This window comes from Streptomyces sp. NPDC044061, from assembly GCF_056434305.1.
This window is the reverse complement of sequence record NZ_JBWKFL010000104.1, coordinates 1-9,861: the sequence shown is the minus strand read 5'-3', so window position 1 is coordinate 9,861 and position 9,861 is coordinate 1. Positions and strand designations below refer to the sequence as shown.

General features: G+C 71.0%; 11 protein-coding genes. 8 read left to right on the top strand and 3 right to left on the bottom strand.

Annotated elements, in window-relative coordinates:
* Positions 1 to 179: 179 nt before the first annotated feature.
* Complete coding sequence (locus AC07CM_RS49470) at positions 180 to 2,300, bottom strand: serine/threonine-protein kinase (RefSeq protein WP_478883150.1); 2,121 nt, start codon at positions 2,298 to 2,300, stop codon at positions 180 to 182.
* Between the two features lie 176 nt (positions 2,301 to 2,476).
* Here AC07CM_RS49470 and AC07CM_RS49465 point away from each other — a divergent pair, with 176 nt between their 5' ends.
* The 4 genes from AC07CM_RS49465 to AC07CM_RS49450 all read left to right on the top strand — a co-directional run bounded on the left by AC07CM_RS49465 (position 2,477) and on the right by AC07CM_RS49450 (position 4,115).
* Positions 2,477 to 2,797: an SH3 domain-containing protein gene (locus AC07CM_RS49465; protein WP_478883149.1), complete on the top strand. Its 321-nt coding sequence runs from the start codon at positions 2,477 to 2,479 to the stop codon at positions 2,795 to 2,797.
* A 103-nt stretch (positions 2,798 to 2,900) separates the two neighbouring features.
* On the top strand, positions 2,901 to 3,188 hold the full coding sequence (locus AC07CM_RS49460; protein WP_478883151.1) for an SH3 domain-containing protein: 288 nt from the start codon (positions 2,901 to 2,903) through the stop codon (positions 3,186 to 3,188).
* Positions 3,189 to 3,214: 26 nt separating this feature from the next.
* Entirely contained in the window at positions 3,215 to 3,565 is a 351-nt protein-coding gene (locus tag AC07CM_RS49455) for a hypothetical protein (RefSeq protein WP_478883148.1), read from the top strand.
* Between the two features lie 43 nt (positions 3,566 to 3,608).
* Positions 3,609 to 4,115: an EamA/RhaT family transporter gene (locus AC07CM_RS49450; RefSeq protein ID WP_478883147.1), complete on the top strand. Its 507-nt coding sequence runs from the start codon at positions 3,609 to 3,611 to the stop codon at positions 4,113 to 4,115.
* Between the two features lie 10 nt (positions 4,116 to 4,125).
* On the opposite strand, the gene AC07CM_RS49445 is transcribed toward AC07CM_RS49450, so the two are convergent.
* Positions 4,126 to 4,614 carry an SAM-dependent methyltransferase gene (locus tag AC07CM_RS49445; protein WP_478883146.1) on the bottom strand — a complete coding sequence of 163 codons (489 nt, stop codon included), beginning with the start codon at positions 4,612 to 4,614 and terminating at the stop codon, positions 4,126 to 4,128.
* A gap of 131 nt (positions 4,615 to 4,745) precedes the next feature.
* On the opposite strand from AC07CM_RS49445, the gene AC07CM_RS49440 reads away from it, so the two are divergent.
* From AC07CM_RS49440 to proC, 4 genes are all read left to right on the top strand, one after another.
* A complete protein-coding gene (locus AC07CM_RS49440) occupies positions 4,746 to 5,525 on the top strand; it encodes a class I SAM-dependent methyltransferase (protein WP_478883145.1) in 780 nt (259 codons plus the stop codon).
* 135 nt (positions 5,526 to 5,660) lie between these two features.
* Positions 5,661 to 6,458, top strand: a complete 798-nt coding sequence (locus AC07CM_RS49435; RefSeq protein WP_478883144.1) for an ABC transporter ATP-binding protein — start codon at positions 5,661 to 5,663, stop codon at positions 6,456 to 6,458.
* Positions 6,455 to 7,237: an ABC transporter permease gene (locus AC07CM_RS49430; RefSeq protein ID WP_478883143.1), complete on the top strand. Its 783-nt coding sequence runs from the start codon at positions 6,455 to 6,457 to the stop codon at positions 7,235 to 7,237. Before AC07CM_RS49435 ends, AC07CM_RS49430 begins: the two co-directional genes overlap by 4 nt.
* A 94-nt stretch (positions 7,238 to 7,331) precedes the next feature.
* Positions 7,332 to 8,144 carry a pyrroline-5-carboxylate reductase gene (gene proC / locus AC07CM_RS49425; protein ID WP_478883142.1) on the top strand — a complete coding sequence of 271 codons (813 nt, stop codon included), beginning with the start codon at positions 7,332 to 7,334 and terminating at the stop codon, positions 8,142 to 8,144.
* 66 nt (positions 8,145 to 8,210) lie between these two features.
* Here the strand turns inward: proC and trpS are convergent, their stop codons facing one another.
* Complete coding sequence (gene trpS / locus AC07CM_RS49420; RefSeq protein ID WP_478883141.1) at positions 8,211 to 9,236, bottom strand: tryptophan--tRNA ligase; 1,026 nt, start codon at positions 9,234 to 9,236, stop codon at positions 8,211 to 8,213.
* Positions 9,237 to 9,861: the final 625 nt, after the last annotated feature.

Genomic DNA, 9,861 nt, shown 5'->3' with positions numbered 1-9,861 from the left:
AGGACCGCGACCGCAAGGTCTCCGCTGCCCTCCGCGCCTACGCCGCGATGGCGACCAGCGCGGACAAGGGCGCGGTGCGCGATGTGAGCAAGCTGGGCTGACCGGGCCCACGCGTAGGGGCCGCCTCCGGTGAGGAGGCGGCCCCTTCACGCATGTCACCAGGCCGACAGACCGCGATGTCACCAGGCCGACGGCTCGCGCCCGTCGAGGGCGAAGACGGTGCCGTCGGGGGCGGTGGCACAGACGTGGGTGCCCACGAGCACCGGAGTCGGCAGCGTGCCGGCGACCTCTCCCGAGTTGGTCCCGAGCCGCGGCGATGTCTGCCCGAGCAGACGTCCGTCACGGGCACCCACGGCGAGCAGGCGCCCGTCGGGCGCGCTGAAGTACACGTGCTCGTCGGCGACGACGGGGGCCGAGCCACGGCTCACGGCCGTTTCGAGGTGCCAGAGCCGCTTTCCGGTGCCGAGGTCGACGGCCTCCAGCGGGCCACCGGCCGCCAGCAGGTAGATCACATGGCCGTGCACGGCGGCCTGCGGAGTCGTGAGCGCGACCGGCAGCGTCATGCGGCGCGTCGTCCGGGTGGCGGGCGAGTAGCGGACCACCGCGTCAGTGACGACCGCGGTGTTGTCGTCGGACAGCAGGATCAGTGAACCACCCTGGCTGCCGACGGGCCGGAGCGCGCCTTGGAGCCGGGCCGTCCAGCGTGCGGTACCGGTGTGCGCGTCCAGCGCGGTGAGCAGCGTGTGCGCCCCGTCCGTCGAGGCGGTGGCCGCATGGACCAGCGGGTCGCCGGCGAAGGTGGTCAGGGTCGGCGTGCCGCGGCCGGGCAGGCGGCGGTGCCACTTCTCGTTCCCCGACCTGCCGTCGATGCCCCTCACCGTGCCGTCCGTGCCGGTGACGAGGAGCATGTCGTCGGCGATCCGCAGACCCGTGTTGGCGGGCACGGTCCGCTGCCAGCGGGACCTCCCGGACGCCGGATCGAGGGCGACCACCCGCCGGCCGCCGTCCGTCGGCAGCAACAGCAGTCCGCCCGCCAGCGCCGGGGTGCCACTCGTGGGCTCCTCGGCGACCGTGTGCCGCCAGAGGAGCGTGCCGTCCGTCATGTCGAGGGCGTAGGCCGTCCCGGAACGAAAACACAGCAGCCGCCCGGCACCGTCCGTGCATCGCGGCATCCCGGCCTTCCTCCCGCCCGGCTTCGCCTGCCATGCGGTGAACGCGGGCGTGCCGGCACGGGCGCCGGTCTCCTTCACCACCGGTCCGCCGGCACCGCGCGGCCACAGCAGCGCCGCGAGGACACCACCGGCGACCAGGGCGACGGACGCGGCCGCCAAGAGGGTCCGCAAGGCCGGGCGGCCTCGGAGCGGGCGCCGGGACGAGCCCTCCCGGGACTCCGGCACCGCCTCCGCGGGCTCCTGCCGCCTCCCGTCGTCACCGGTCCGCTGTGCCGGTATGAAGGCCTGCGTGTCGTACGAGGCCGCCACGGAGCGCAGCTCCCGCATCAACTCGTCCGGCGTGGGCCGCTGTTCGGGCTCCTTGGCGAGGCAGCGGCTGACCAGGGCGGCCAGACTCGCCGGCACGCCTGTCAGGTCGGGCTCGTCGTGCACCACCTGATACGCGACCACGTACGGACTGTCGGAGTCGAACGGCCCTCGCCCGGTAGCCGCGTGCACCATGACGGATCCCAGGGCGAAGATGTCCGCGGCCGGCCCCACTTCCCGCGGCCGCCTGAACTGCTCGGGCGCCATGAACGGCGGCGTGCCGATCAACTTTCCCGTCTCGGTGCGCAGTTCGCTGTCCTTCGGCCGGGAGATGCCGAAGTCGATGACCTTCGGGCCGTCCTCGGCGAGCAGGACGTTGCTCGGCTTGAGATCCCGGTGCACGACCCCGACCCGATGGATGTCGCGCAGCCCCTCCGCGAGCCCGGCCATGAGCCGCCGCAACTGCTCCGGAGTCATGGGCCCGTTCCGCTTCACCTGGTCGGACAGGGTCGGTCCGGGGATGAACAACGTGGCCATCCAGGGCCGTTCGGCCTCCGGGTCGGCGTCGACCACAGGTGCCGTGAAGGCACCGCTCACCCTGCGGGCGGCGGCCACCTCCTGCCGGAACCGGCCCCTGAACTCGGGGTCTCTGGCGAACTCGGCGTGCACGACCTTCACCGCGAGCTTCAGCCCGGAGGTGCTGCGGGCCAGATGCACCACGCCCATGCCACCGGAGCCCAGACACGACTCCAGGTGGTAGTGACCGGCGTACTCGGGAAGTTCCGCTTCCGCGCCCGCTCCGGTGTTGCGCTGTGGCGTCATGGACCACCCCCGTGCTGTTCGTCCGCGCGCGCGACGCACGGAGCCTAGTCGATGACTCGTACGAGACAGAGGCGGCTTGCTAGCGTCTGCGTGCGAGTCGCGCTCAGGTGTTCCGTGACTCGCTTCAAGGAACTGACGGTCCCCATGACGGCGGTGGGGGCAGGGGGAGAGGTCTCATGTCCGTAGACCGTTCGGAAGCGGTCACCGGATCCGGTGAGCAGGAGTCGCTCACGGCGGAGGCGACCGTGCGCACCTTCGCGGTGGCCCCGGGCGTCCGCCTGAACGTCCGCAACGGCCCCGGCACCAACTACAGCATCGTCCGGGTCCTCCCCGAGGGCTCCCGAGTCGCGATCTTCTGCCAGGCGCCGGGCACGACGGTGACGGGCCCGTACGGCACCTCGAAGCTCTGGGACAACATCGACAACGGCGAGTACGTGTCGGACGCCTACGTGCAGACGGGCAGCGACGGCTACGTCGCCTCACGCTGCTCCCTCTGAGGCGCCCCGTACCGCGGCCGACACCCACGAAAGGGCATAGCCACACATGACATCCCGCAGACGCGGATCCGTCCTGCTCGCCGGCGCCGCCGGAGCCCTTCTCATGGTCATGGGATCGGCCTCCGTGGCCGACGCCGCCACGGTACGTACCTACCCGACGGCCCCGGGCGTCCAACTGAACGTGCGCAGCGGCCCGGGCACCAACTACAACATCGTCCGGGTCCTGCCGGTGGACACCCGCGTCCCGATCTTCTGCCAGGCACCGGGCACCACGGTCACGGGCACGTACGGCACCACGAACATCTGGGACGACATCGACAACGGCGAGTACGTCTCGGACGCCTACGTGCAGACGGGCAGCGACGGCTACGTCGCGTCGCGCTGCGCCTGACCGCTCTATTAGTGAAGGAACCGACAATGACATCGCGCAGTCGCAGGCCCCTCCTGCTCGCAGGCGCTGCCGCCGCAGCCTTCCTCACGGTGACGGGGGTGTCGGCCACCACCGCTTCCGCCGACTCCCTCCGTTACTACGACGTCGCCCCGGGCGTCCGCCTGAACGTCCGCAGCGGCCCCGGCACCAGCTACAACCTCGTCCGCCTACTGCCCGAGGGAGCCAAGGTCCACGTCTTCTGCCAGTCACCGGGCACCACGGTCACGGGCACGTACGGCACCACGAACATCTGGGACAACATCGACAACGGCGAGTACGTCTCGGACGCCTACGTGCATACGGGCAGCGACGGCTACATCGCCCCCCGCTGCGGCTGACCCCGCCCCGAGCCCGCCCCCGCCCGGAGCCCATAATCGTCTCGTGAGCGACGAAACCGGCACCCCGGGCATCCCGGCGGGCTCCGCGGGCGGGCCCCGCCCCGAGTCCCTGCGCTTCTTCGGCACGAGCTGGGTGGACCACGACACCGGGTACGCGGCCCGCCGAGCCGGCGTCGCCGTCGGCTCCCTCGCCGCGGCCGTCGTCTCCTGCCTGGTGCTGCGCCTCGCCTACGAGGGCATCCAGATCGCCGACAGCGGTGCCTTCGTGACCGTCCTGGTCGTCGCCATGTTCGCGATCTGCAGCGCGCTCGCCTTCCGCAACACCTGGGAGGGCTTCGGCAAGCGCCACGACCCCCAGCGCCAGGCCTCCCTGCGCGGGCTCCTCGCCATCGGCTTCGTCGGCTCCCTGCTCGCCTACTTCTTCCGCTCCCTCACCGAGGCCCCGGGCGAGAAGCTGCACCGCGAGGAGTACGAGAAGGCCCGCGAGGAGTACGAGCGCCGCTCCTCCCGGCGTACGGGTGATCCGTCGAGGAAGAAGCGGCGCCGGTGACCCGCGCCGGTCAGTAGTACCGGCTCATGACGGCGGTCGCCCACTCCGGCTGACTGGTCTCGCCCTGCGGCCCGAACTCCGCCATGTACGGCTTGATGTCCAGCACCGGCGTCCCGTCCACGGCATCGAGGCCCTCGACCTGCACGTCCAGTCCGTCCACCCGGACGACCCGGCAGCGCGAGACGCCGATCCGGTTGGGACGGTTCTTGCCGCGCTGGGCGAAGATGCCGACCTTCGGCCAGTCGGTGTTGCCACGCGGATGCCGGGCCCCGGTCTCGACCCTGTCCTCCGGCACCCGGTCGAAGTGGTAGACGACCTCCAGGTGGGAGAAGGTGTCCAACCCGGCCAGCGCCTCCGCCGTGAACCGGTCGCCGTCGAGGCGGATCACCGAGCGGACCTCGCCCCACTCGTCGTCCCGCACCTCCGCCCGACCGCCGACGACCCGCCCCACCGGATACGCGACCACGGCGTCCCCGGCCCCGCCGCCCTGCTCGGCCATGACTGCCACCCCTCGCAACTCGTCGTCACCACACAGAACTTGGCCCCATGCCAGCCGCGCCGCCCGGCCTCCGGCGCCGTGGCCCCGATATCCCCTGTCGCCGGACGACCCCACCCGGCGACGATGAACGTATGACCACGACGCAGCCGCCCTCCCACGCCGCCCGCGCCCACTCCTTCAACGCCGCCGCCGCCCAGTACGCGGCGAACCGTCCCTCCTATCCGCCCGCCCTCTTCGACGCCGTCGAGGAACTGGCCGGCCGGCCGCTGTCCGGTGCCCGGGTCGTGGACGTCGGCGCCGGGACCGGCATCGCGACCGCCCTGCTGCGCGCCCGGGGCGCCGACGTCCTCGCGGTCGAACCCGGTGAGGGCATGGCCGCCGAGTTCCACCGCGCACTGCCGCACATCCCGATCGTGCGGGGCAACGGCAACGCCCTCCCGGTCGCCGACGCCCACGCCGACCTCCTCACCTACGCCCAGGCCTGGCACTGGACCGACCCCACCCGCTCCGTGCCGGAGGCGCTGCGCGTGCTGCGGCCGGGCGGAGCGCTGGCGCTGTGGTGGAACACCGACGCGCTCGACGTCGAGTGGATCGCCGAGGCCGCCGACCGCAGCGGGCGGTTCTTCGGCGTCGACATCGCCGCCGAGAAGCGCAGGGCCGGGGACCGGTCCGCGCACGCCGACCCCGGCGGCAGCCTCCGCTTCACCCGCCGCGAGGTCCGATGGAGCCGCCGCGTCCCGATCGACACCCACCTCGCCAACATCGGCAGTCACTCGGCCTTCCTGGTCACTTCCGAGGAGCGCAGGAACGCGTTCCTGGAGGAGGAGCGCGGCCATCTGCTGAAGGTCTTCCCGGACGGCGCCGTCGAGGAGACGTACGAAGTGCTTCTGCTCGTGGCCACCAAGCCCTGAGACGACGACTTCGCAGCGGCGGCGGCCCGGTTCCTCCCGGGTCGCCGCTTTCGTATGCCGCACACCGGCCTCCGCCCGCCCGCTCCACGCACCGGACCCTTGACGGCGAAGCCTCGTGCACAGATTATTCATCGCATGATGAATTATGTGCCCGGCCCACCCGACCCCACGGCACCGGACGCCGTCCACGCCGAAGACCTCACCGTCGTCCGCGGCCCCCGCACCGTCCTCCACCACCTCGGCTTCACCGTCCCCCGCGGCCAGATCACCGGCCTGCTCGGCCCCTCCGGATGCGGCAAGTCGACCCTGATGCGCTCCATCGTCGGCACCCAGGCCAAGGTCACCGGCACCCTCGAAGTCCTCGGCCGTCCCGCCGGTCACCCCGCCCTGCGCAGCCGCATCGGCTACGTCACCCAGGCGCCCTCCGTCTACGACGACCTGACCGTCCGCCAGAACCTCGACTACTTCGCCGCGATCCTCGACCCGGGCCGCGCCCCCGCCGAACGCCGGCAGGACACCGAACGCGTCCTCACCGACGTCGACCTCACCAGCCACGCCGACGTCCTCGCAGGCAACCTCTCCGGCGGACAGCGCAACCGCGTCTCCCTCGCCGTCGCCCTCATCGGCACGCCCGAACTCCTCGTCCTCGACGAGCCGACGGTCGGCCTCGACCCCGTCCTGCGCCGCGACCTGTGGAACCTCTTCCACGACCTCGCCGCCACCCGGGGCGTCACCCTCCTCGTCTCCTCCCACGTCATGGACGAGGCCGAGCGCTGCCACCGCCTCCTCCTCATGCGCGAAGGCCGGATCCTCGCCGACGACACCCCCGAGGCCCTGCGCACCCGAACCGGCAGCGACACCGTCGAGGCCGCCTTCCTCCGCCTCGTGGACGAAGCAGCCACCGCGGACCGCACCAAGGAGACGACCCGATGAGCACGACGACAACCGACACGCCCGCCGCACCCACCAGCGTTCTGAGCGCCGGCCGCACCACCGCCACCGCGGCACGCGTCCTGCGCCAGCTCCGCCACGACCCGCGCACCATCGCGCTGCTGATCCTCATCCCCTGCCTGATGCTGATCCTGCTGCGCTACGTCTTCGACGCCAGCCCCCGCACCTTCGACAACATCGGCGCCTCGCTGCTCGGCATCTTCCCGCTGATCACGATGTTCCTGGTCACCTCCATCGCCACCCTGCGCGAACGCACCTCGGGCACCCTCGAGCGCCTCCTCGCCATGCCCCTCGGCAAGGCCGACCTCATCGCCGGTTACGCCCTCGCCTTCGGCGCCCTCGCCATCGTCCAGTCGGCCCTCGCCACCGGACTCGCGGTCTGGCTCCTCGGTCTCGACGTCACCGGCTCACCCTGGCTGCTCCTGCTCGTAGCCCTCCTCGACGCCCTGCTCGGCACGGCCCTCGGTCTCTTCGTCTCGGCCTTCGCGGCCTCGGAATTCCAGGCGGTCCAGTTCATGCCCGCGGTGATCTTCCCCCAGCTCCTCCTCTGCGGCCTCTTCACGCCCCGCTCCGACATGCACCCCGTCCTCGAGACCATCTCCGACGTCCTGCCGATGTCGTACGCCGTCGACGGCATGAACGAGGTCCTCCACCACACCGACATGACGGCGACCTTCGTCCGTGACGTCCTGATCGTCGCGGGCTGCGCACTGCTGGTGCTGGGACTGGGTGCCGCGACCCTGCGCCGCCGGACGGGGTGAGCCCCGAAACAGCACCGAGCCCCCGGCGGCACTCGGCGTCCGCCCACCGGACAACCACCCCGCACCCCTCCTCACCGGTGGGAAACTGAACCGCATGAGCCAGAAAGTCGCAGTCCTCGGCACCGGCAAGATCGGCGAAGCCCTGCTCAGCGGAATGATTCGCGGTGGCTGGGCCCCCGCCGACCTCCTGGTCACGGCCCGTCGCCCCGAACGCGCCGAAGAACTCCGCACCCGCTACGGAGTCACCCCGGTGGGCAACGCCGAGGCGGCCAAGACCGCCGACACCATGATCCTCACGGTCAAGCCACAGGACATGGGCACGCTCCTGGACGAACTCGCCCCGCACGTCCCCGCCGACCGCCTGGTCATCAGCGGAGCCGCCGGCATCCCCACCTCCTTCTTCGAGGAGCGCCTCGCCGCCGGCACCCCGGTCGTCCGTGTCATGACGAACACCCCCGCCCTCGTCGACGAGGCCATGTCCGTCATCTCCGCCGGCAGCCACGCCACCGCCGACCACCTCGCCACCGCCGAGGAGATCTTCGGAGCCGTCGGCAAGACCCTCCGCGTCCCCGAGAGCCAGCAGGACGCCTGCACCGCCCTGTCCGGCTCCGGGCCGGCCTACTTCTTCTACCTGGTCGAAGCCATGACCGACGCCGGCATCCTGCTCGGCCTGCCCCGCGACAAGGCACACGACCTCATCGTCCAGTCCGCCATCGGCGCCGCGGTGATGCTCCGAGACAGCGGCGAACACCCCGTCAAACTCCGCGAGAACGTCACCTCCCCGGCGGGTACGACGATCAACGCCATCCGCGAACTGGAGAACCACGGAGTCCGCGCCGCCCTCATCGCCGCACTGGAGGCGGCCCGCGACCGCAGCCGCGAACTCGCCTCCGGCAAGAAGGACTGAAACCCAAGGCCAGGCAGGCGGCGGGTCAGCCCGCCGCCCCACGCCCGACCGGCGGCGCTCAGTCGCCTAACCAGCGGCGCTCAGCACAGGCTGAGCCACGGGCGGCAGCAGCCCGATCGCCCGGCAGGCGGTATCGACGATCGGCCGGGCCATCGCCCGAGCCTTCTCCGCACCATCCCGCAGCACCCCCTCCACATACGCCGGATCCGCGCACAACTCCCTGTGCCTGGCCTGCACGGGCCTGAGGACCTCCATCACCGCCTCCGCGGTGTCCTTCTTCAAAGCGCCGTACGAGTCGTAAACGCTCGCCAGTGACTCAGGGTTCCCGCCCGTGCACGCCGCGAGAACCTCCAGGAGGTTCGCGACCCCGGGCCGCCCCTCCCGGTCGTACTCCACATCCCGACCGCTGTCGGTCACGGCCCGCATGACCTTCCTGCGCACCACGTCCGGCTCGTCCAGCAGATAGACGATCCCCGGTCCCGAGTCGTCCGACTTCCCCATCTTGGACGTAGGGTCCTGCAGGTTCATCACCCGCGCCGCCACCGCCGGAGGCGTCGCCTTCGGCACCGTGAACGTGTGCCCGTACCGCTGGTTGAACCGCACCGCCAGGTCCCGGGTCAGCTCCACGTGCTGCGTCTGGTCGTCGCCCACCGGCACCTCGTCCGTGCCGTACGCCAGGATGTCCGCGGCCATCAGCGCCGGGTAGGTGAGGAGCGACAGCCGCACGCTCCCACCGCGCTCCCGCTCCCGCGCGGCCTTCTCCTTGTACTGGATCATCCGGCGCATCTCGCCGTCCGTCGCCACGCACTCCAGCAGGTACGACAGCCGCGTGTGCTCGTCGACATGGCTCTGCAGGAACACGGTGCACAGCTCGGGGTCGAGCCCCGACGCCAGCAGCAGCGTCGACGCCTGCCGGCTGAGCCTGCGCACCCGCGCCGGATCGTGGTCCACGGTCAGTGCGTGCAGATCGACGATGCAGAACAGGGCGTCCGACCGGTGCTGGTCCACCTCGGCCCAGCGCCGCATGGCCCCCAGGTAGTTCCCCAGGGTCAGGTGCCCGGTCGGCTTCACACCGCTGAAGACCCGCGTCATCTCTACTCCACCTCTCGGTCGAGACCGCCGTCCTCGGCCGGCCGGCCCCCGGAGTCCTGGAGGGAGATACGAGAACGGCCGCCGAGGCGGCGGCCGTTGAATGCATACGTGAGTACGGCCGCCTCAGGCGGCCCACCACTGCTGGGTACACGTACGCGTAGTCACGTCCCCCACAGTACGCCCGTGGAGTGGTCCGGCGCAGCGAGTTGACACGCCCCGACCCGATCCGTAGTGTTCTCCGAGTTGTCCGACGTGAGCGCCGACTCCGGTCGGTCCCCGGACAGCCATTCCGCAAGTACCAGCCACTCATCGATGCTTCGGCGTCGACGGTTTTGGCGCGCGTATTTGCGAAATGAGGAATCCGCGTTCGAAAGGACGCAGCCCCGATTAGCTCGGGGGCCAGGAATCCGCTAAAGTCTCACTCGTCGGAACGGCCCAACAGCCGGGAAGACAAGCCCCGCTGACTGGGGGTCAGACGCCGAAAGGATCTGATAGAGTCGGAACCGCCGGAAAGGGAAACGCGAGAGCGGAAACCTGGAAAGCACCGAGGAAATCGGGTCGAGAAAAGATCTGATAGAGTCGGAAACGCAAGACCGAAGGGAAGCGCCCGGAGGAAAGCCCGAGA